Below are 20,305 nucleotides of genomic sequence, written 5' to 3'. Positions count from 1 at the left end.
CTCGACTTCCGCACACAGAAACGCTGTCACTCGGTACGGGCTCGGCTCGGCTGGACCCGCTTGGGTTCCCCCGGCATCTTGGGGTACTCGGGCGGGTACGGCAGATCGCCGAGCCCGTGCTCGTGCTCGTCCCGGCGGGCCAGCTCCAGCAGCGCGTCCAGCGAGAACGCGTGCCCGTCCATGTCCGCGTGCACGTCGCCGAGTTCGGCGAAGCGCGCGGGCATGGTCGCGAGGTCGAAGTCCCGGGGGTGCGCGTCGTCCAGCTCGTCCCAGCGCAGAGGGGCGGAGACGGGGGCGTGCGGGTGGGGGCGGACGGAGTAGGCGGAGGCGATCGTACGGTCGCGGGCGGTCTGGTTGTAGTCGATGAAGATCCGCTCCCCCCTCTCCTCCTTCCACCACTTGATCGTCACCTCGTCCGGCATCCGGCGTTCCATCTCCCGGCCGACCGCGATCGCCGCGCGGCGGACCTCGGTGAACGTCCACCGGGGTTCGATGGGCACGAACACGTGCAGTCCGCGTCCGCCGGAGGTCTTCGGCCAGCCGCGCAGGCCGCCGAACTCGTCGAGGACGGCGCGGAGTTCGTGGGCGGCGCGGACGGCGTCGGCGTAGTCGGTGCCCGGCTGGGGGTCGAGGTCGACGCGGAGTTCGTCGGGGTGGTCGACGTCGGCGCGGCGGACCGGCCAGGGGTGGAAGGTGAGGGTGCCGTACTGGGCGGCCCACAGGATCGCGGCCTCCTCGGTGGGGCACATCTCGTCGGCGCTGCGTCCGCTGGGGAAGGTGATGTGGGCGGTGGGAATCCAGTCGGGCATGGTCTTCGGGGCGCGTTTCTGGAAGAAGTGCTCGCCGTCGACGCCGTCGGGGTAGCGCTCCAGCGTGGTGGGGCGTTCGCGCAGGGCGCGCAGGATGCCGGGGGCGACCGCCTGGTAGTAGCGGGCGAGGTCCAGCTTGGTGAAGCCGCGCTCCGGGAAGAACACCTTGCCGGGGCTGGACAGCCGTACCGTCCGCCCGCCGACCTCCAGCTCGACCGCATCACCCTTGGAGCCCATGGAGCCACCGTAGGCGAACGGCACATATCAGGCATTTCCTACCGTGACGGGTGAGACTTCAGCCATGGATCTGCCGGTGATGCCCCCTGTGAAGCCCATGCTCGCCAAGTCGGCGGCGAAGATCCCGCCGGGCATGCAGTACGAGGCGAAGTGGGACGGTTTCCGGGCGATCGTGTTCCGCGACGGGGACCAGGTGGAGCTGGGCAGCCGGACCACCAAGCCGCTGACCAGGTATTTTCCCGAGCTGGTGGCGGCGCTGAAGGAGCGGCTGCCGCAGCGGTGCGTCCTGGACGGGGAGATCGTGATCGCGCGGGACGGCCGGCTGGACTTCGACGCGCTGACCGAGCGCATCCACCCGGCGGACTCCCGGGTGCGCACCCTCGCCGAGCGCACCCCGGCGTCGTTCGTCGCGTTCGACCTGCTGGCCCTCGCCGACACCGCCCTCCTGGACGTCCCCCTGAGCGACCGCCGCGCCCTCCTGGAACGCGCGCTCGCGGAGGTCTCCGCACCGGTCCACCTGGCCCCGGCGACGACCGACACGGCGGTGGCCGCGCGCTGGTTCGAGCAGTACGAGGGGGCCGGCCTCGACGGCGTGATCGCCAAGCCGCTCACCCTGCCCTACCTCCAGGACGAGCGGGCGATGTTCAAGGTCAAGCACGAGCGGACGGCCGACGCGGTCGTCGCCGGCTACCGCTTCCACAAGAGCGGCCCGGTGGTCGGCTCCCTGCTGCTGGGCCTGTACGACGACGGGGGCACCCTCCAGCACGTGGGCGTGTCGGCGTCGTTCACGATGGCCCGGCGCGCGGAGCTGGTCGAGGAGCTGGAGCCGCTGCGGCTCGCCGACGCCTCCGCCCACCCCTGGGCGGCCTGGGGCGACGCGGCGGCACACGAGGCGGCACGCCTGCCGGGGGCGCCGAGCCGCTGGTCCGGCAAGAAGGACCTCTCCTGGGTGCCGGTGCGGCCCGAGCGGGTCGCCGAGGTGGCGTACGACCACATGGAGAACGGCGTCCGCTTCCGCCACACGGCCCGCTTCCGCCGCTGGCGCCCCGACCGCACCCCGGAGAGCTGCACGTACGCGCAACTGGACGAGCCGGCGCGCTACGACCTCGGGGAGATCCTGGGCACGCCCCGGACGGAGTAACCGAACGAGCGCGATCGCTTTTGACCGGGTATGGCCACCTTCGACCGATTCAGCGCACCCTCAAGGGACACGGACTGGTGGCACTCATGGACATCGGACGATCACACCCGGAACGAACGCCCCGGACGGCACCGGCGAGCCGCCCGGCACGGCCGACCCGCCCCGCCCGGACGACCCCGGCCCGCACCGCCGCGGCCCTGCTCGCCGCGACCCTCACGGCCGCCCTCCTCGCCGGCTGCGCGACCACCCCGCGCGCGGGCGCCGACGACGCCGTGAACGGCTCGGTGAAGCCCCGGACGCACACCGGCCCCGTCCTCGCCGTGAAGATCGACAACGCTCCGGCGGCCCGCCCCCACACCGGCCTGGACGCGGCGGACGTCGTGTACGTCGAGCCGGTCGAGGGCGGGCTGAGCCGCCTGATGGCGGTGTACGCGACGAGGCTCCCCCCGGTGATCGGCCCGGTGCGCAGCGCACGCCAGTCGGACCTGGAGCTGCTGCGCCAGTTCGACCGCCCGGTGCTCGCGTTCTCCGGCGCCCAGCGCAAACTGCACCCCCTGATCGACAAGGCGCCCCTGCGGGCGATCGAGCCCGGCGAGGTGTCCGGCGCCTACTACCGGGGCCGGTCGAAACCGGCGCCGCACAACCTCTACCTGCGCCCCGGCCGGCTGGTGCGCTCGGCGCCGGGGGCCGCCGCGCTCGACGCGACCGGGTTCCGCTTCGGCCCGGCACCCTCGGGAGGCCGGGCGGCGGGCTCCCGGACGGTGCGCTATCCGGCGGCGCGGTTCACGTTCACCTGGTCGGCGGGGCGGGGGCGCTGGCTGGTCGCGATGGACGGCAGGGCGGCGCGGAAGGCGGCCCCGGCGACGGTCGTCGTGCAGTACGTGAAGGTCCGCAAGAGCCGGTTCCACGACAGGCTGGGCAACCACACGCCGTACACGCGGACCGTCGGGTCGGGGCGGGCGACGGTGCTGCGGGGCGGGCGGGCGTACGACGTCGTGTGGCAGCGGCCGAGGGCGGGCGAGGGGACGCGGTTCACCACGCGGGACGGGCGGCCGGTGAACTTCGCCCGGGGGCAGGTGTGGGTGGTGTTCGCCAGGGCGTCCTGAGGGTCAGTGGACCTCCGGCGCGTAGGCCGGTTCGCCGGGGTGGCGCAGTTCCTCCGCCGCGTCGGCGACCCGCTGTATCAGCGCGAAGAACACGGCCTGCTCGGCGACGGAGAGGGGCGCGAGGAAGACCTGGTTCATCCGCGCGGTGCGGACGGTCAGCTTGCGGTGGACGCGTACGCCGTCCTCGGTCGGCCGCAGCAGGGAGCGGCGGCCGTCCTGCGGGTCGCGGACCTTGTCGAGGAGCCCGCGCCTGCCGAGGCGGCTGATCACCTCGGCGATCGTCGACCGGTCGAGGCCCACCCGCTCCCCCACCGTCCGCTGGTCGAGGCCCGGTTCGGCGACGAGGGTGTTGAGGACGGCGAACTGCGGGGAGGTGATCTCCTCCGAGACCATCGTGTTCCACAGCAGGTAGTGGGCCTGCTGGAGCCGCCGGGCCAGATGCCCGGGGTGGGTGGTGAGGTCCACCGCGCCCATGGGCGCTCCCCTCGTCGAATTCGTTGGTGCACTGAACGATACCCGCACTCTCCGACCGTTGTCTTTACTCTCCGCACACAACTGAACTGCTTCAATGCAAGGGTCTTGACGGTCTCCCGTCGCGATGGGAGCGTGAGGATCTCCTCGCTGAAATGCTCAGTGCGCTGAGTAATAGAGAGATGGGGCTGGACGGATGGACAAGGTGGTCGCCACCGCCCGCGAGGCGGTGGCCGATGTGCCGGACGGCGCGTCGCTGGCGGTGGGCGGGTTCGGGCTCAGCGGTGTGCCGACCGTGCTGATCGAGGCGCTGTTCGAGCACGGTCCGGGCGGGCTGTCGGTGGTCTCCAACAACTGCGGGGCGATGGAGTCCGGACTCGCGGTCCTCCTCGCGGCCGGGCGGATCGCCCGCGTCACCGGCTCCTACATCGGGGCGAACAAGGAGTTCGCCCGCCAGTACCTCGCCGGGGAGCTGGAGGTCGAGCTGATCCCACAGGGCACCCTCGCCGAGCGGCTGCGCGCGGGCGGCGCCGGCATCCCCGCCTTCTACACCCCGGCCGGCGTGGGCACGCAGGTCGCGGAGGGCGGCCTGCCCTGGCGCTACGACGGCGAGGGCGGGGTCGCGCTGGCCTCGCCGCCCAAGGAGGTGCGCGAGTTCGACGGCACCGACTACGTTCTGGAGCGCGGCATCCGCACCGACTTCGCCCTGGTCCGCGCCGCGAAGGGCGACCGGCACGGCAACCTGGTGTTCAACAAGTCCGCCCGCAACTTCAACCCCCTCGCCGCCATGGCCGGCCGGATCACGGTCGCCGAGGTGGAGGAGCTGGTGGAGCCCGGGGAGATCGACCCGGACGCGGTGCACCTGCCGGGGATCTTCGTCCAGCGCGTGATCGCGCTCACCCCCGGGCAGGCCGCCGACAAGAAGATCGAGCAGCGGACGGTGAGCAGCTGATGGCCTGGACACGTGAGCAGATGGCCGCCCGCGCGGCCCGTGAGCTGCCCGACGGCAGCTACGTCAACCTCGGCATCGGACTGCCGACGCTGATCCCGAACCACCTCCCGGCGGGCGTCGAGGTGGTCCTGGAGTCGGAGAACGGCATCCTGGGCACCGGCCCCTACCCCACCGAGGACGCGGTCGACCCGGATCTGATCAACGCCGGCAAGGAGACCGTCACCGTCCTGCCGGGCGCCTCCTTCTTCGACTCCGCGCTGTCCTTCGGGATGATCCGGGGCGGCCACATCGACGTCGCGGTCCTCGGCGCGATGCAGGTCTCCGAGACGGGTGACCTCGCGAACTGGGCGATCCCCGGCAAGCTGATCACCGGCATCGGCGGCGCGATGGACCTCGTCCACGGCGCGCGCACCGTCATCGTCGTCATGGCCCACACCGCCAAGGACGGCAGCCCGAAGATCCTCGAACAGTGTGCCCTCCCGCTCACCGGGAAGGGCTGTGTGGACCGGATCATCACCGACCTCGGCGTCCTCGACGTCACCCCCGAGGGCCTCGTGCTCGTCGAGACGGCCCCCGGGGTCAGGGCCGGGGAGATCATCGAGAAGACCGCCGCCAAGGTGCATGTGCCGGAGGAGATCAAGGCATGAAGGACGTCTACATCGTCGACGCGGTCCGCACCCCGATCGGCCGCTACAACGGCACCCTCGCCCCCGTGCGCCCCGACGACCTCGCCGCGCACGCGATCCGCGAGCTGATCGCCCGGACCCCGGACCTGGACCCGGCGCGCGTCGAGGACGTGTACTTCGGCAACGCCAACGGCGCGGGCGAGGACAACCGCAACGTCGCCCGGATGGCCGCCCTCCTCGCCGGACTGCCCACGACCGTCCCCGGGGTGAGCGTCAACCGCCTGTGCGCCTCCGGCCTCGAAGCCGTCGTCCAGGCCGCCCGCGCGATCGCCGTCGGGGACGCCTCCGTCGCCGTCGCCGGCGGCGTCGAGTCCATGACCCGCGCCCCCTACGTCCTCCCCAAGAACGACCAGCCGTTCCCCGCCGCCCACACCCAGCTCTACTCCACCACCCTCGGCTGGCGCATGACCAACCCGAAGATGGACCCGCAGTGGACCGTCCCCCTCGGTGAGTCCGCCGAGCTCATCGCCGACAAGCACAAGATCACCCGCGAACAGCAGGACGAGTTCGCGCTGGCCTCGCACCGCAAGGCCGCCGCCGCGCAGGAACAGGGCCTGTTCGCCCCCGAGCTCGCACCGGTGACGATCCCCCGCCGCAAGGGCGACCCGGTCGTCCTCGACGCCGACGAATGCGTCCGCCCCGACGCCTCCCTCGCCGCCATGGCCAAGCTGAAGCCGTCGTTCCGCGCGGAGGGCGGGACCGTCACCGCCGGGAACGCCTCCCCCCTCAACGACGGCGCGGCAGCGCTCCTCCTCACCGACGAGGAGGGCCTGCGCGCCACCGGCCGGGAACCCCTCGCGCGCGTCTCGGCGACCGGGGTGTCCGGGATCGACCCCCACTACTTCGGGCTGGCGCCCGTCGAAGCCGTCAACCGGGCGCTCACCAAAGCCGGCCGCGCCTTCGACGACCTCTCCGTCCTCGAACTCAACGAGGCGTTCGCCGCGCAGGTGCTGGGGTGCGTGGCGGAGTGGCCCGAGTTCGATCCGGCGGTGCTGAACCCGCAGGGCGGGGCCATCGCGCTGGGGCATCCGCTGGGGGCGTCCGGGGCGCGGCTGGCGGGGACGGTCGCGCATCAACTGGCCCGCAAGGGTTCGGGAGTCGGGGTCGCGACGCTGTGCATCGGGGTCGGCCAGGGGCTGGCACTGGTGCTTGAGCGATGAGCCCTCTCCGTCAACACACTCAGGAGCCGTCCCCGTGACCCTCACCCAGCACGACATCGACCTCGAGATAGCCGCCGAGCACGCCGCCTACGAGAAACGCCTGGCCGACGGCCACCCCGTCGAGCACCACCCCCGCCGCGACTACGCCCCCTACCGCTCCTCGGTCCTGCGCCACCCCAGGCAGCCGCTCGTCGCCATCGACACGGCCAAGGACCCGGAACTCGTCGAGCTCCACTCCCCCGCCTTCGGCGAACGCGACATCACGGAGATCGACAACGACCTCACCCGCCAGCACCACGGCGAACCGGTCGGCGAGCGGATCACCGTGTCCGGGCGGGTCCTGGACCGGGACGGCAAGCCGCTGCGGGGCCAGCTCGTGGAGATCTGGCAGGCCAACTCCGCCGGCCGCTACGCGCACCAGCGCGAACAGCACGACGCGCCGCTGGACCCCCACTTCACCGGCGTGGGCCGCACGCTGACCGACGGGGACGGCTTCTACCGGTTCACGACGATCCAGCCCGGCCCCTACCCCTGGCGGCAGCACGTCAACGCGTGGCGCCCCGCGCACATCCACTTCTCCCTGTTCGGCACGGCGTTCACGCAGCGGCTCGTGACCCAGATGTACTTCCCGGCGGACCCCCTGTTCCCGTACGACCCGATCATCCAGTCCGTGACGGACGACGCGGCCCGCCAGCGCCTGGTGGCGACGTACGACCACGCCCTGTCGGTCCCGGAGTTCTCGATGGGCTACCACTGGGACATCGTGCTGGACGGCCCCCGCGCCACCTGGATGGAAGAAGGACGCTGACCGACATGACCAGGATCGACACCACCCGCCCGGAGTCGGTGCTGCCGACGCCGTCCCACACGGTCGGCCCGTTCTACGGACACGCGCTGCCGTTCCCGGGCGGCGGCGACATCGCGCCGACGGGCCACCCGCAGACGATCACCCTCCAGGGGTACGTGTACGACGGCGAGGGCACCCCCCTGCCGGACGCGCTGCTGGAGCTGTGGGGCCCCGGCCCCGACGGCGAGGTCCCGCGGGTCGACGGCTCGATGCGGCGGGACCCGGCGAGCGGCGGGTTCCTCGGGCGCAACGGCGTGGAGTTCACCGGCTGGGGCCGCGTCCAGACCGACAGCAACGGCCACTGGTCGGCGCGTACGCTCCGCCCGGCGGCGCGCGGGGCGAGCGCCCCCTACGTCAGCGTGTGCGTGTTCGCGCGCGGACTGCTCGTGCACCTGTACACGCGGATCTACCTCCCGGGCGACGAGGCGGCCCATGCCGTGGACCCGCTGCTGGCCGGCCTGCCGCCCGAGCGGCGCGGCACGCTGCTGGCCGCCGAGAACGGTCCGGGCTCGTACCGGTTCGACGTCCGGCTCCAGGGCGCGGGCGAGACGGTCTTCCTGGAGTTCCGGTGACCGACGACGGCCTGCTCGCCCCCGGCTGGTCGGGTTCCCCGGCCGCCGCCGCGACGAGCGACGCCGCCTATCTGCGGGCCCTCCTCGACGCGGAGGCGGCGCTGACGCGCGCGCAGGCCGCGCTGGGCCTCGCCCCGGCGGAGGCCGCCGCAGCGGTCACCGAGGCCGCCGACCCGGCCCGCTTCGACGTCGGCTCGCTCGCCGGGCGGGCCCGCTCCGGCGGGAACCCGGTGATCCCCCTGGTCGCCGACCTCACCGAGGCCGTCGGCCCGGCGCACGGCCCGTACGTCCACCGGGGCGCCACCAGCCAGGACATCCTGGACACCGCCGCGATGCTGGTCGCGTCCCGCACCCTCGTCGTGATCCTGGCCGACCTCGACCGCGTCCAGCACGCGCTCGCCGAACTCGCCGCCGCCCACCGCGACTCCCCGATGCCGGGCCGCACGCTCACCCAGCACGCCGTCCCGACGACCTTCGGCCTGAAGGCCGCCGGCTGGCGCTCCCTCGTCCTGGACGCCCGCGACCGCCTGACCACCGTCCACCGCTCGCTCCCCGCCCAACTGGGCGGCGCGGCCGGCACCCTGGCCGCGTTCACGGTGTACGGCGCCGGCGACGCGAGCGGGCTGCCGGGGGCCTTCGCCGCCGAACTGGGGCTCCGGGAGCCGGAGTTGCCGTGGCATGTGCTGCGCACGCCGGTCGCGGACCTGGCCGGGGCGCTGGCGTTCACGGCGGGGGCGCTGGGGAAGGTCGCCGCCGATGTGCTGGCGCTGGCCCGGACGGAGGTCGGGGAGGTGGCCGAGGGCGGTGGGGGCGGGTCGTCCGCGATGCCGCACAAGGCGAACCCGGTGCGCTCCACGCTGGTCCTGGCCGCCGCCCGGCGCGCCCCGCAGCTCGCGGCGACGCTGTACGGGGCGCTGGTCTCGGAGGACGAGCGGCCGGCCGGGGCGTGGCACGCCGAGTGGGAGCCGCTGCGGGACCTGCTGCGGCTGACCGGCGGGGCCGCGCGGGACGCCGTCGAACTCGCCGACGGGCTACGGGTGTCGCCCGAGGTGATGCGGGAACACCTGGGAATCACCCACGGGTTGATCGTGTCCGAGCGGCTGGCCGCCGAGCTGGCACCGGTCCTCGGGCGGGCCCGCGCCAGGGAGCTGTTGACCTCGCTCGCCCGGCGGACGTACACCGAGGGCCGTCCGCTCGCCGAACTGCTCGGCGAGGAGCCCGAGTTGAAGGGCCTCGATCTGACGGACCTCGCCGATCCCGCCCGCTACACCGGTCTCGCCGGTGCCCTCACCGACCGTGCTCTGGAGCGACGTTGACCGAGAAGCTGCTCAACCACCGGGTCGAGGGCTCGCCTTCGGCTCCTCCGCTGCTGCTGGGGCCGTCGGTGGGGACGTCGTGGGCGCTGTGGGACAAGGTGGCGCCCGAGCTGTCGGTGACGCACCGGGTGGTGCGGTGGGATCTGCCGGGGCACGGCGGTTCACCGGCGGAGCTGATCCGGGCCGGCGCGACGATGTCCGAACTCGCCGGGCTGGTCGTGCGGTTGGCGGACGCGCTGGGCATCGACCGGTTCGGGTACGCCGGGGTGTCGATCGGCGGGGCCGTCGGGATGCAGCTCGCGCTGGAGCATCCGGACCGGGTGGAGTCGCTGGCCGTCCTCTGCTCCTCCGCGCACTTCGGCGGGGCCGCGCCCTGGCAGGAGCGGGCCGCGCGGGTGCGGGCGGAGGGCATGGAGTGGCTGTCGGAGGCCACCGCCGGGCGCTGGTTCGCCGGGGAGTTCCGGGAGCCGGGCCTGCTGCGGGACCTCGTCGCCACGGACCCCGGCGCGTACGCGGCCTGCTGTGACGCGCTCGCCTCCTTCGACGTGCGGGAGCGGCTCGGCGAGATCCGGGCGCGGACGCTGGTGATCGCCGGCCGCGAGGACCCGGCGACGCCTCCGGCCCATCTGCGGGAGATCGCCGACGGGGTGCCCGGGTCGACGCTGGTGGAGCTGGCCGGGGCCGCGCATCTGGCGCCCGCACAGTGCCCGGAGGCGGTGCTGACCACCCTGCGCGCGCATCTCGGGGGCGGCGGCGCCGAGTTGGGGATGGCGGTGCGGCGGGAGGTCCTCGGGGACGCGCACGTCGACCGGGCGCAGGAGCGGCAGTCCGCGTTCACCGCGCGGTTCCAGGACTTCATCTCCCGCTACGCGTGGGGCGAGATCTGGACCGACCCGACGCTGTCGCGCCGCGAGCGCAGCCTCGTCACCCTGACCGCGCTCGTCGCGCACGGGCACTACGACGAACTCGCCATGCACGTCCGGGCGGCCCGGCGCAACGGGCTGACGCCGGAGGAGATCGGGGCGGTGCTGTTGCAGTCGGCCGTGTACTGCGGGGTGCCGGCCGCGAACTCGGCGTTCGCCGTCGCCCAGCGGGTGCTGGCGGAGGAGGAGTGAGGGTGCCACCGGTGGTCGTACGGTGAGAAGGGGTGGTCCGGTGGCGGCCCGCTGCGCCTACCGTTGAACCATGTCGACCATTCTGATCACCGGTGCGACGTCCGGGCTCGGCCGGTACGTCGCGTTCGAACTCGTCCGGGACGGGCATCTCGTGCTGGCGCACGGGCGGGACGCGAGGCGCACGGAGCGGCTCGTCTCCGAGTTGCGGACCGAGGGGGAGGCGGAGGGGTTCGTCGCGGACCTCGCCTCGCTGGCGGCGGTGCGGGAGCTGGCGGGGAAGGTGTCGCTGGCCCACCCCGATCTCGATGTCCTCGTCAACAACGCCGGCGTCGGGGCGGGCGCGCCGGGCGCCGGGCGGGAGTTGAGCCTCGACGGGCACGAACTGCGGCTCGCCGTCAACTACTTGGCGCCGGTCGTGCTGACCCGGGAGCTGCTGCCGGTGCTGCGGAGGAACACGCCCGCCCGGATCGTGAACGTCGGGTCCGTGGGCCAGGAGCCGGTCGCCTTCGACGATCCCGAGTTCGCCCGGGGGTACGACGGGTTCGCCGCCTACCGCCGGTCCAAGTTCGCCCTCGCCGCGTTCACGTTCACGCTGGCCGAGGAGACGGCGGGCAGCGGGGTCGCCGTGAACGTCGTCCATCCGGCGACGTTCATGGACACCGCGATGGTGCGGGAGGGCGGGGTGGCGCCGTGGAGCTCGGTGGCGGACGGGGCGCCCGGGGTGCTGGCGCTGGTCGAGGAGGGGGTGGGGAGCGGGGGGTACTTCGACGGGACGGCCGCCGCGCGGGCGCACGAGGGGGCGTACGAGGTGGGGACGCGGGAGCGGTTGGCGCGGGTGACGGGGCAGTTGCTGGCGGTGTGAGAGGGACAAGCCTCAGACCCCTCCCTCTTCTACCGCCCACCGCCTCACTCCATCGCCCTCAACGCCTCCTCCGCCTGCCCCACCAGCCCGTCCGCCCCGCACGACCGCGCCAGATCAAGCCCCTTCCGCAGCTCCGACACCGAGCGCGACAGCGTCCCGTACTCGATCCTCGCCGCCGCGTGCTCGTACTGGCAGGGGGAGGACTCCAGGTAGGTCACCGCCTGGGCCGCCAACCGCACCGCCCGCTGCCCCGTCTCCAGCGCCGCCGCGCAGCGCAGCGCCTCGCCGATCGCCGTGTCCGTGCCGAGGCGTTCCGCGCGGGCGCGGGTCTCCGTGGCGAGGCGGGCGGCGCGGGCGGGGTCCTCGACGGCGAGGGCGCGGGCGAGGTCGACGGCCCAGGGCACCATGACGGGGTTGAGGTGACCGCGCGCGGCGGCGGCCTTCTCCGCCTCCTCCAGTTCGTTGATCCCCTCGGTCGTCCGGCCCACCGCGAGCAGCAGCCGCCCCCGCACGGAACGGGGGTCGGGCAGGACGATCGTCGAGGGGTAGGGCGGCACGAACTCGTAGCTCTCGGCCACCCGCCACGCCTCGTCGACGTGCCCCCGCGCCAGCAGGACGTCGACGAGGTTGCAGATCGCCGACCAGTACAACGGCAGCCCCCGGCCCACGCGTTCGGCGAGCCGCACCGCGTCCCGCAGGGACTCCTCCGCCTCCCGCAGCCGGCCGCGCCGGCGCAGCCCGAGGCCGAGGTAGGAGTGGGCGAGGGAGAGGTGGCCGCCGCTCCAGCCGGCGGAGGTGTAGGCGCGCAGGGCCTCGTTGAAGAGGGCGGTGGCCCGGTCGAGGCGGTCGGTGTAGGCGTAGGCAGACGCCAGCATCATCGGGAGTTCGAGGCCCCACGTGGTGTCGGTCCAGCCGAGCCCCGGCGCGAGTCCGCCGTTGACGAGGGCCCGGTCGCACAGTTCGGCGATCTCCTCGGCGTTCTCGCCCCGGCACGTCGCGTCGAAGCCGCGCAGGATGAGCAGCGCGCGTTCGCTGTTGTCGCGGCCCGTGCAGGTCGCGGCGAGCGCGGCGAGCCGCTCGGAGCTGCCGGGCGCGGACGCCTCGCCGAGCAGCAGCCGCTCCCACATGAACCGGACGGCCGTCAGCCGCATCCGGGCCGGCCCCGGTTCGTGCAGGGCGGCCTCCGTCTGGACGGTGCGGACGGCCTCGTCCAGCTGGTTGTTGTGCAGCAGCGCCTGGGAGAGCCGGCACACCGCGTCGACGCGGTCGTCGCCGTCGAGGCCGGGGAGTTCGAGGGCGCGGCGGAGGTGGGCGATCGTCTGGGACGGGGAGGTGAGGAGGCTGGCGCAGCCGAGTTCGTACAGGACCTGGGCGTGGACGCCGGCGACCGGGGGTTCCGCGAGGGCGCGTTCCAGGCAGCGGCGGGCCGCGTCGGGGGCGCCGACCGCGAGGTGCGCGCGGGCGGCCTCGCGGAGCTGTTCGACGAGGTCGGCGTCGCCCTCGGGGCGTACTTCGAGGAGGTGCCGGGAAGCGGCGGCGATGCCCCGGCCCGCGTCGAGGACGACCTTGGCGGCGATGCCGTGCATGGCGCCGCGCAGGTACTCCGGGATGTTGCTGTAGACGGCGGTCGCTATCAGCGGGTGTACGAAGACGAGGTCGCCGTCGTCCGCCGGGCCCGGCGCGGTGAGGATGCGGGCGGAGCGCAGGACCTCGACGCAGTGCAGGGCCTTGTCGCGGCCGAGGCCGGCCATGCCGGCGGCGTGGTCGACGAAGATGTCGGTGCCGAGGATCGCCGCGGCCCACGCGAAGCGGGTCGCCTCGATGCCGAGCCCTTCGAGGTGGGCGACGAAACCGCCGTCGTGGGCGGCCTTGTTGATGGCGCGCAGTTCCTCGGCGGCCGATTCCGTCGGCTCCAGCCTCCGGTCGTGGACCTTCGCGAGGAGTTCGACGGTGTAGTAGGGGTTGCCTCCGGTGACCGCCCACACCTCGCGGCAGAACGGGTCGTCCGCCTGCCGGCCGAGGGTCGCGCGGGTCAGTTCGGCGACGGCGGCCGGGGAGAGGGCGGTGAGGCCGCGGACCGCGTCGCCCGCGAGGTCGTCGACGGCCTTCAGGTACTCGGCGCCCGCCTCGTCGGCCTCGCCGGGGCGGTGCGCAACGACGACCAGGACGGGCAGGTCGGCCAGGCGTTCCGCGAACGCGGCGAGCCAGCGCAGGGTCTCCTGGTCGGCCCAGTGCGCGTCGTCGACCAGCAGGGCGAGGGGGTAGTCGCGGGCCGCGAGGCGCCGGACGAGTTCCACGAGGCCGTCGTACACGCCCTGCGGGTCGGTGGGCGGCGGGCCGGGGCGGGTGATGCCGAGGGCGGGGCCCGCGATGTCGTACCAGTCGCCCAGGTAGGTGCGGGCCTCCTCCTCCAGCATCGTCATCAGGGCCGGCTGGAGCAACTGGCGGACCACGTGGAAGGGGACGGACCTCAGGGTCTCGCCGGCCCGCGCGGACCACACCGTGCCGCCGGCGCTCTCCACGAGGCGTCGGGTCTCGGCCAGCAGCGCGGTCTTGCCGAGGCCGGCCTCGCCGCGGAAGACCAGGAGCCGGCCCGTGGAGGACTCCCTGTCGAGAAGTCGTTCCACCGCGCGGGCGATGGTGCCGACCTCCGCGTCGCGCTCCCGCAGGGAGGCCGAGGTGGCCGGCATCGGCCCTACCTCCGTCATCCCGTTACCTCCCCAAGTCGCCCGAACGACGTACAAACCTTGAGCGTAGCCGTACCGGAGGGGTCTTAGGGGCCGGTCCGGGCAGGCGTTCCCCGGGCGGGTGACGCGGCGGCGGGGTGCGGGGGCCGTGCGGCCTGCGCGGGGCGGGGCCGTGGTCAACTCCGGGACGCGGGGCGTGGGGTTGACGATATGACGGGCGTCGAAAACACGCCATGCCCGGGGCATACCCGGGACCGCCGGGCGGAACTCGCGCGAGGGCGGGGGCCGCCCTCTCATACGGCTTTCACCGACGCCTCATACGGTGGGGGCATGACGCAGGCGATTCCATCCGGGTGGTACCCCGACCCGGGGCAGACGAGTGACGGTCCTCCCTCCGAGCGGTGGTGGGACGGCGGGGCGTGGACGGAACGGACCCGGGCCGTGGGAGCGGGCGCGGATTCCGCGGCGGCGCAGACCGGTGCCGCCGAGCCTGGGCCGGGGAGCCCCGAGGGGCCGAAGTCCGAGCAGGAACCGGTGAATTCGGGTGCGGGGCCGGTCGACCCGGCCGGTCCGGTCGATTCGCCGGGTCCGGCCGGTTCCGTGCGAGGGGAAGACGAAGGGGGTGTACCGGAGGAGGGCCGCGAGGACGACACGCGGCCCGTGGAGTTCGACAAGGGCGTGGGACCGGTGGAGGCCGTGAGCCCCACGGGTCCTACGGGTACTACGGGAGCCCCCGGGTACTACGGGTCCGCTCAGGGTGACGTGCTGTCGTCCGGGTACCCGACCACACCTCAGGGGTTCCCGGTGTATCCGGGGCAGGAGCCCTACCCGGGGCAGCCGCCGTACCCCGCGCAGCCGGCCGGCGGGTCCAGGACCGGGGTGCGGATGGGGATAGCGGTGGCCGCCGCCGTCGCGGTGCTCGCGAGCATCGGCGTCGGGGTGTACGCGCTGACGAAGGACGACGGGGGCGGCACCGCCCAGGGGCCCGGGGGCGGTCAGGGCGGCCAGGGCGGACCCGGCGGCGGACAGGGCGGACCGTTCGGGGGCAACGGCGGGTCCGGCGGGTCGGGTGGCTCGGGCGGGTCCGGAGGTTCCGGCGGCTCGGGTGGTTCCGGCGGTTCGGGCGGCACCCCCTCCCCCGGCCAGTCCGAGGCGCCCGAGATCAAGAGCGGTGCCGTCACCGATCCGATCAACGGCATCAGCATCCCGATCCCGAAGGGCTGGACCGGCCAGCAGATACAGGTCGGGGCACAGGTCAACTCCGACTCCACGTACCCCTGCCCCGGCGACACGACCCAGAGCTGCACGAAGGGCGGCGTCTACTCCGCGCCCGCGCTCGCGCTGGGCAGCAGCGGCTCCACCGCCGAGGAGGTCGCCAAGGCGGACATCGCCGACAACGCCGAGAAGTCCTACGGCGGCAAGACGTACGGCGCGATCACCTCGCACGAGGTCCTGACGTCGAAGGCGGTGACCGTCGCCGGGCAGAAGGGCTACCAGATCCGCTGGAAGGCGGTGACCAGCAAGGGCGCCGACGGCATCGTCGAGTCCGTCGCGTTCCCCTCCCCCGCCGACCCGACCCGCTTCGTCGTCCTGCGCTTCGGTGTGGACGCCGACCAGCAGGTCTCCGTGATCGACCAGATCACCACCGGCGTCAAGGTCTCCTCCGGCACGGGCAGCGGCCAGGACATCTGACCGCGCCGCACACGAAGCCGGCCGGGTGGGGCCCTTCTCCGCTCAAGAAGGGTCCCACCCGGCCGGGTGGTGCGCCGCCCCCGTCCCCACGGTGCGGCGCGGCGGGCCGCCGTCCAGTCATCCCACGGACGGCCGGCCCGCCGTTCTAGGGGAGGCCGAGGGCCGGGAGGACGGCGGCCTCGACGAAGCGCAGGAGGTAGTCGGGGTCGGCCTCCTTGCCCTCCAGGACGGGCCGCACCCGCAGCACGCCGTAGAGCTGGACCGGCACGAACTCCAGGGCGGGGTGGCCGGCCGGGATCTCGCCCCGGGCCACTCCCCGGCGGAGCATCTCGCGGACGGCCTCCACCTCCGGCTCCACCAGCGTCTCGCGCAGCGCCTGCCGGAGTTCGGGGTCCTGCATCGCGGCGTGCCCGAGGGCCTGCATGAGCGCGCTGTCCTTGCCGGCCGGGTCGGCCCCGGCGAGCGCCGCCGCGCGCAGGTCGCCCGCGAGGGAGCCGGTGTCGATCCCGGCGAACCTGACCTCGCGGCAGGAGCGCAGCGCGGCGGCCACGAACTGGGGTTTCGTCTTCCACTGCCGGTAGAGCGTGGACTTGCTGCACCGCGTGCTGGTGGCGACGCCGTCCATCGTGAAGGCGTCGTACCCGCAGGCGCGGATCTGTTCGAGGACGGCGTCGAAGAACTCCTGCTCGCGTTCGGGCGTGAGCTTGGAGCGGCGCGACGCGGCCGTCTCCGGCACCTCCGCGGCCTGCGACGTCATGGGGTCCCTCTCCGTTTCATTCCCTGTTCGGCGGCTTGATCGATGTGGCGAACATCAATCGATACTCCAGTGTACCGGTACTCGATCGTATCGGTACACTGGCGTATCGATACGCTTTAGTATCGACACTGCGGCCACCGTCGCAGCGCACCACCCTGAACGAAAAGGTCTGGGGATGAATGCCCGCACCGAGCCTGGAGAAGAGGCGGGGGCCACAGCGGCCCGGCCTCGGATAGTCCGCGAGCTGCTGCTTGTCGCAGGGCTCTTCCTCGTCTACAAGTTCGGCCGCCAGCTGGCGACGGGCCATACCGGGGAAGCGTTCCGCAACGCGCACCACGTGTGGGACTTCGAACGCTGGGCCCGTCTCCCCTCCGAGCTCGACGTGCAGGACGTCCTGCTGCACAGCGACACCCTCGTGAAGGCCGCGAACACCTACTACGCGACCGTCCACTTCCCCGCGACGCTGGCCTTCCTGGTCTGGCTCTACCTGCGCCGCCCCGCGCACTACGTGTGGGCCCGCCGGGTGCTCGCGGCGGTCACCGGCGCGGCCCTCGTCGGCCACCTCTTCTTCCCGCTGGCCCCGCCCCGGATGCTGTCCGGCACGGGCCTGATCGACACCGCGCGGGTCTACGGCCCCTCGGTGTACGGCCCGCCGCAGACGGACCACCTCTCCAACCAGTTCGCGGCGATGCCGTCGCTGCACTTCGGCTGGGCCCTGATGCTGGCGATCGGCATGATCGTCGCGACCCGCTCCCGCTGGCGCTGGCTGTGGCTGCTGCACCCGGCGCTGACGCTGCTGGTGATCGTCGGCACGGCCAACCACTACTGGCTGGACGCGATCGTCGCGGGCGCGCTGCTCGGCCTCGCGCTGACGTTCCTGCGGCCGCCCGCGGCCCGTACCCCCGACGTCGTACCCGTAGTACCGCAGAGGCAGGCCGAGGAGCCCGCCAAGGAGCTCGTGGGAGCGGCCCGATGAACGCCACCCTCGTCGCGATCGTCCTGTCCCTGTTCTCGGCGGTGGCCTACGCGTCGGCGGCCGTCGCGCAGGAGCGGCTCGCGTCCCGGTCGTCCGGGGCGGGGCTGATGCGGATGCTGCGGCGCGGCGCCTGGTGGGGGTCGGTGCTGCTGAACGGCGGCGGCGCGCTGCTGCACGTCGTCGCGCTGAACTACGGCCCGCTGACCGTGGTGCAGCCGCTGGGGGCGCTGACGCTCGTCGCGGCGGTGCCGCTGGGGGCGCGGGTCGCCGGGCGGAAGGTCAGCCGGGCCGAGTGGCGCGGCACCGCCTACACCCTCGCCGGGCTCGCCGCGATCCTGGTCGTGGCGTCGGGGCCCGCGCCGGAGACGGTGCTGGACGGCTCGCAGTCGGTGGCCGTCGCGGCGGCGACGATCGCGGTGATCGCGTTCCTGGCGAAGCCCGGCGCGAAGCCGGGTCTGCGGCACGCGTCCGCGTCCGGGATCGCCTCGGGTGTCGCCTCGGCGCTCACCCAGACGGTGACGGTCGCCCTCACCGACACCGGTTCGCTGCCGATGTACCAGGTCCTGGGGATCGCCCTGCTGGTCGCCGCGTTCGCGACGGCGGGCCTGCTGCTGTCCCAGACCGCCTACCAGGGCGGCCTGGGCGCCCCGCTCGCCATGGTCACCCTCGCCAACCCGGTCGCCGCCGCGGCCATCGGCCTCACCCTCCTCGGTGAACGCCTCCAGGGCGGCGCCGCCGGCATCCTCCTCGCCCTCGCGGGCGCCGGCCTCGCCGGGTACGGCGTGGTCCTCCTGTCCCGCGCGACCCCGCAGCCGGCCACGGCCGAGGCCCCGGAGAACGCCCCGGCCGTCCCCCGGAAGTCGTACGGGTACGACGCCGGCGCGGACGACGACATCGTCGTACCCGACCACATCGTGCTCCCGGAGCCCGCCGGTGTCGCGCACGACGACGAGGAGCACCCCGTCGCGGCGGTCCTCGCGCTGCGGCCGGAGTCGGCGTCGCAGGAGCCGGCGCTGCTGCCCCGGCCGACGGCGGGCCCGGGGCAGCTCACGGCGTTGTAGACGCCGGGGCCGCCGGCCCTGCCTCGGGACTGCCCCTTCGGACCTTCACCACCGCCGGGCACCCTTGTTATCAAGGGGACGATCGGACGGTGGCGGGGAATCGAGGCAGGGGTCGTCATGCGGGCGAAGAAGGAGCAACCCGAGGAGTCGGCCGGTGCCCGTCACGCGCCGGGCACGTCCCGGCGGGCCGGCGCGGCGGCCCCGCTCGGGGCCGGTTCCCTCCCGCCCCGCTCGCTCGCGCCCCTGCAACGGGCCGTCGGGAACGCTGCGGTGGCGCGGATGGTCCAGCGGCGGCGGGACGACGCCGACGCGGACGAACGGCCCGGCGGCCCGCCCGTGCAGCGCTCGACCGTGCCCGACGTGCTGCGCTCCGCCGGCCGGCCGCTCGCGGGACCCGTGCGGGCCGAGATGGAACAGCGGCTCGGCACGGACTTCTCCGACGTCCGGGTGCACGAGGGCGTGGCCGCCCAGCGGTCGGCGGCGGAGGTCGGCGCCCGCGCCTACACCTCCGGGCACCATGTGGTGATCGGGGACGGCGGCGGTGACCGGCACACGCTGGCGCACGAGCTGGTGCACGTGGTGCAGCAGCGCTCGGGGCCGGTGCCGGGCACGGACGACGGCTCGGGGCTGAGCGTGTCGGACCCCTCGGACCGCTTCGAACGGGAGGCGGAGGCGACGGCACGCCGGGTGATGTCCGGACCCGTCGCGACGGCGGCGGCACCGGACGGCGCGGTGCGACGGGCTCGGGGGACGGCCGTCCAGCGCATGACGAACGAGGAGGCGGACGGCGCGCCCGCGCCCGCCCCCGTCGACCCGCTGACGGCCTTCGCCGCGGCCACGTACACCCCCGGCCCCGGCGGGACCGTCGGAGAGGTCGCGGACGGTCCCCGCGCGGCGACGCTCCGGCAGATCGCGTGGGCGGAGCACTGGGCCCCCATCGCGGCGGTGTGCCAGAAGTACCACTACACGATCGCCGTGCGGGAGACCGGCGAGTACTCGATCAAGCGGATCGCGGAGGGCGCCAAGCCGAAACCGCACACCATCCTGGAGAAGTCCATCAAGCCGGGCTCGGTGAAGAAGGAGTACGGCGCCGGCAGCAAACGGCCGGACACGAACCTCGACGAGGTGCTGGCCTGGCTCGCCCAGGAGGATCTGGACGGTTTCGTCGGGCACTGGGGGGACGCGGGGCTGGAGGGGCTCCGGATCGACGACCCGCCGCAGAGCGTCCTGGACCTCGGGATCGTGCAGACCGGCCCCGACGACGAGCAGTACGTGCCGATCACGCTGCTGGAGGACGGCGGGGGCGGCGCGTTGGCCACCCTCAAGACGGCCGTCCCGAACTGGAAGACGCTCCTGTACACCGGGGACTACGACCTGCACGAGGCGTACTCCTGGATGGGTGCCGGAGCGGGCGGCGGGCAGATCGCCGAGGCGTCGGACGCGAAGGTCCACCTGCTGAACCGGCTCAACGCCGGGGTCGCGAACAGCTCCGACACCCCGGTCAAGCGCGAGGGGAAGTCCGTCAAGGGCGCGCACGGACTGCACATGGAGGACTCGCCGTACGCCATGTTCCAGCACGGCGACCAGGCCACCTACCGGATGAACCAGGTCCTGGAGGCGGAGGCCACGGGGATGAAGCCGGTGGTGGCGAAGCTGGTGAAGGCGGTGGCGACGGAGAGCGACGAGCCCATGGGGTGGTGCCGCTGGGGGCAGTGGTACGTGACCATGGACAAGACCGAACACGCGGCGCTGCGCAAGAAGTGGGGGCTGGTCACCCCCAACACGTGGAGCGACGAGGACGTGCGGCGCACCGAGGAGAACGGGTACAAGACGGCCAAGTACCGCTGACCCGGCCGTC

The 20,305-nt window shown here is 73.7% G+C and carries 18 protein-coding genes and 1 pseudogene; 15 read left to right on the top strand and 4 right to left on the bottom strand.

Going from position 1 to position 20,305, the window contains the following annotated elements:
• Positions 1–26 precede the first annotated feature (26 nt).
• A complete protein-coding gene (gene ligD, locus ABZX85_RS07715) occupies positions 27–1,046 on the bottom strand; it encodes a non-homologous end-joining DNA ligase (protein ID WP_355863511.1) in 1,020 nt (339 codons plus the stop codon).
• Between the two features lie 64 nt (positions 1,047–1,110).
• Between ligD and ABZX85_RS07710 the strand changes: the two genes are divergently transcribed.
• Positions 1,111–2,187, top strand: coding sequence for an ATP-dependent DNA ligase (locus ABZX85_RS07710; protein ID WP_355863509.1), 1,077 nt, complete (start codon positions 1,111–1,113; stop codon positions 2,185–2,187).
• 86 nt (positions 2,188–2,273) lie between these two features.
• Positions 2,274–3,293: a DUF3048 domain-containing protein gene (locus ABZX85_RS07705; RefSeq protein WP_355863507.1), complete on the top strand. Its 1,020-nt coding sequence runs from the start codon at positions 2,274–2,276 to the stop codon at positions 3,291–3,293.
• 3 nt (positions 3,294–3,296) lie between these two features.
• On the opposite strand, the gene ABZX85_RS07700 is transcribed toward ABZX85_RS07705, so the two are convergent.
• Positions 3,297–3,767 (bottom strand): MarR family transcriptional regulator, encoded by a 471-nt coding sequence (locus ABZX85_RS07700; protein ID WP_355863505.1) that lies wholly within the window; start codon positions 3,765–3,767, stop codon positions 3,297–3,299.
• A gap of 193 nt (positions 3,768–3,960) precedes the next feature.
• Between ABZX85_RS07700 and ABZX85_RS07695 the strand changes: the two genes are divergently transcribed.
• The 8 genes from ABZX85_RS07695 (at position 3,961) to ABZX85_RS07660 (ending at position 11,274) form a co-directional block, all read left to right on the top strand.
• Positions 3,961–4,716, top strand: coding sequence for a CoA transferase subunit A (locus tag ABZX85_RS07695; RefSeq protein ID WP_355863503.1), 756 nt, complete (start codon positions 3,961–3,963; stop codon positions 4,714–4,716).
• Positions 4,716–5,363, top strand: a complete 648-nt coding sequence (locus ABZX85_RS07690) for a CoA transferase subunit B (protein ID WP_355863501.1) — start codon at positions 4,716–4,718, stop codon at positions 5,361–5,363. Before ABZX85_RS07695 ends, ABZX85_RS07690 begins: the two co-directional genes overlap by 1 nt.
• Positions 5,360–6,562: a thiolase family protein gene (locus tag ABZX85_RS07685; RefSeq protein ID WP_355863499.1), complete on the top strand. Its 1,203-nt coding sequence runs from the start codon at positions 5,360–5,362 to the stop codon at positions 6,560–6,562. Before ABZX85_RS07690 ends, ABZX85_RS07685 begins: the two co-directional genes overlap by 4 nt.
• A gap of 34 nt (positions 6,563–6,596) precedes the next feature.
• Positions 6,597–7,370 carry a protocatechuate 3,4-dioxygenase subunit beta gene (pcaH, locus tag ABZX85_RS07680; RefSeq protein ID WP_355863497.1) on the top strand — a complete coding sequence of 258 codons (774 nt, stop codon included), beginning with the start codon at positions 6,597–6,599 and terminating at the stop codon, positions 7,368–7,370.
• 5 nt (positions 7,371–7,375) lie between these two features.
• Entirely contained in the window at positions 7,376–7,981 is a 606-nt protein-coding gene (gene pcaG, locus ABZX85_RS07675; RefSeq protein ID WP_355863495.1) for a protocatechuate 3,4-dioxygenase subunit alpha, read from the top strand.
• Entirely contained in the window at positions 7,978–9,297 is a 1,320-nt protein-coding gene (gene pcaB, locus ABZX85_RS07670) for a 3-carboxy-cis,cis-muconate cycloisomerase (protein ID WP_355863493.1), read from the top strand. The genes pcaG and pcaB overlap by 4 nt, the downstream gene beginning before the upstream one ends.
• Complete coding sequence (gene pcaD, locus ABZX85_RS07665) at positions 9,294–10,412, top strand: 3-oxoadipate enol-lactonase (protein WP_355863491.1); 1,119 nt, start codon at positions 9,294–9,296, stop codon at positions 10,410–10,412. The genes pcaB and pcaD overlap by 4 nt, the downstream gene beginning before the upstream one ends.
• 70 nt (positions 10,413–10,482) lie before the next feature.
• The gene (locus ABZX85_RS07660; RefSeq protein WP_355863489.1) at positions 10,483–11,274 is read left to right on the top strand and encodes an SDR family NAD(P)-dependent oxidoreductase; all 792 of its coding nucleotides are present in this window, start codon (positions 10,483–10,485) and stop codon (positions 11,272–11,274) included.
• Positions 11,275–11,318: 44 nt separating this feature from the next.
• Here the strand turns inward: ABZX85_RS07660 and ABZX85_RS07655 are convergent, their stop codons facing one another.
• On the bottom strand, positions 11,319–13,982 hold the full coding sequence (locus tag ABZX85_RS07655) for an AAA family ATPase (RefSeq protein WP_355863487.1): 2,664 nt from the start codon (positions 13,980–13,982) through the stop codon (positions 11,319–11,321).
• Positions 13,983–14,171: 189 nt separating this feature from the next.
• Here ABZX85_RS07655 and ABZX85_RS07650 point away from each other — a divergent pair.
• Together ABZX85_RS07650 and ABZX85_RS07645 are read left to right on the top strand one after the other, a co-directional pair.
• Positions 14,172–14,405 (top strand): annotated as a pseudogene (locus ABZX85_RS07650) (DUF2510 domain-containing protein); the annotation flags it as partial.
• Between the two features lie 360 nt (positions 14,406–14,765).
• Entirely contained in the window at positions 14,766–15,653 is an 888-nt protein-coding gene (locus ABZX85_RS07645; RefSeq protein WP_355864155.1) for a hypothetical protein, read from the top strand.
• A 145-nt stretch (positions 15,654–15,798) separates the two neighbouring features.
• On the opposite strand, the gene ABZX85_RS07640 is transcribed toward ABZX85_RS07645, so the two are convergent.
• Complete coding sequence (locus ABZX85_RS07640) at positions 15,799–16,410, bottom strand: TetR/AcrR family transcriptional regulator C-terminal ligand-binding domain-containing protein (protein WP_355863485.1); 612 nt, start codon at positions 16,408–16,410, stop codon at positions 15,799–15,801.
• Between the two features lie 175 nt (positions 16,411–16,585).
• On the opposite strand from ABZX85_RS07640, the gene ABZX85_RS07635 reads away from it, so the two are divergent.
• From ABZX85_RS07635 to ABZX85_RS07625, 3 genes are all read left to right on the top strand, one after another.
• Positions 16,586–17,386: a phosphatase PAP2 family protein gene (locus ABZX85_RS07635; protein ID WP_355863483.1), complete on the top strand. Its 801-nt coding sequence runs from the start codon at positions 16,586–16,588 to the stop codon at positions 17,384–17,386.
• Positions 17,383–18,447, top strand: a complete 1,065-nt coding sequence (locus tag ABZX85_RS07630; RefSeq protein WP_355863481.1) for a DMT family transporter — start codon at positions 17,383–17,385, stop codon at positions 18,445–18,447. The genes ABZX85_RS07635 and ABZX85_RS07630 overlap by 4 nt, the downstream gene beginning before the upstream one ends.
• Before the next feature lie 279 nt (positions 18,448–18,726).
• Complete coding sequence (locus ABZX85_RS07625) at positions 18,727–20,295, top strand: DUF4157 domain-containing protein (RefSeq protein WP_355864153.1); 1,569 nt, start codon at positions 18,727–18,729, stop codon at positions 20,293–20,295.
• Positions 20,296–20,305: the final 10 nt, after the last annotated feature.

Origin of the sequence: Streptomyces sp. NPDC004539 (assembly GCF_040610055.1) — a bacterium.
Taxonomy (GTDB): Bacteria; Actinomycetota; Actinomycetes; order Streptomycetales; family Streptomycetaceae; genus Streptomyces.
This window is presented reverse-complemented; position numbering and strand designations above follow the sequence as displayed.